This is a genomic window from Desulfovibrio sp. (assembly GCF_019424165.1).
In the GTDB taxonomy this organism is placed as follows: Bacteria; Desulfobacterota; Desulfovibrionia; order Desulfovibrionales; family Desulfovibrionaceae; genus Desulfovibrio.
Genome location: NZ_JAHZAA010000058.1, coordinates 1,214 through 2,476 on the forward strand (window position 1 = coordinate 1,214; position 1,263 = coordinate 2,476).

At 53.0% G+C, this 1,263-nt stretch carries 1 protein-coding gene; it reads left to right on the forward strand.

All coding sequences use genetic code 11. The annotated features are described in order from the left end of the window. Positions 1-229: 229 nt before the first annotated feature. Positions 230-1,263, forward strand: a 1,034-nt coding sequence (locus QZ377_RS12270; protein WP_291441489.1) for a glycosyltransferase family protein, incomplete at its 3' end; no start/stop codon positions are given.

Consider the following 1,263-nt stretch of genomic DNA (forward strand, 5'->3'; position numbering starts at 1 on the left):
ACATGCCTTTTTGATGGTAGGGAATAAAAGACAGTACCGTCAAGAGGTTGCGATATCGCCTTTTAGGTATCACATTGACGGCAGGGCTTGCAGCTTGCTAATATCAGGGGGTTGACAGAACGGATGTGCCACAAGCCTTGAAGCAAGAAAATAGGGCTGGCAGTTGCGGCATTTTCATGCTGCAACATGGTATTTCAACAACAACCTGTTCCAAGAAAAAAGGAAAAATATGGCCCGCGTTCTTTATGGCATTCACGGCACGGGGCACGGCCATGCCATGCGCGGCCTGACCATTGCCCGCCGCCTGGGCAAGCATGAGTTTCTTTTTGTGGCCGACGACGACGCCCCCAAAATTCTTGAACCGGAATTTCCAGTGCATCGTCTGCCCAACCTGGGTACGGTGTTCAAAAATTACAAGGTGGACATGGCTGCCACCATTAAAAAAGCCATTCCGCTGCTTTGGCACAGGCAGCGGTATATTGAACAGGTCTTGCGTCTCATTGACGAGTTCAAGCCAGATGTCTGCATGACCGATCTGGAATACTTTGTACCACGTGCGGCGGAGCGGGCCGGATTGCCCTGTCTGACGCTGGATCATCAGCATGTCATCACCTGCTGCCGTCACAACCTGCCTCCCGACATGTGGTGGGACAGCTTTGTGCAGGGGCTCACACCGAGGTATCTTTTTCGTCCCACGATGGAAAACCTTATTATTTCCTTTTATGCGCCGCCGGTGTTGTCCCAATACAAGGCGCGCGTAGCTCCCCCCATTTTGCGTGACAGCGTGCTGGCCCTGAACCCGCGCGATGACGGGCATGTACTTGTGTACCAAAGCAATTCCACGCATCGCAAACTGGTGGATTTTTTGCGCGCGTCTACCCAAAAGACCTGCTATGTCTTCGGTTATGACCGTGCGGAAGGGCAGGAGGGCAATGTCATTTTCATGCGCAAGAGCGAAGAGGGATTTTTACGCCTGCTTGAAGGCTGCTCTTACGTAATCCAGGGCGGCGGCCATACGCTTATGGGAGAAGCCCTGTACCTTGGAAAACCCATTTTGACCCTGCCGTTGAAAGCTATGGTGGAGCAGCGTTTCAACGCGCTCTACATTGAACGGCTCGGCTATGGAATGCAAGCGGACATGCTTACGCTTGAGCCTGATCTGCTGCGTCGGTTCGAGGCCAACCTGCCCGCATACAAACAGGCCATTGCCGCCGGAAATTTTTGCGGCAATGAGACTGTGTTCGGTCTGGTGGACCACTTTAT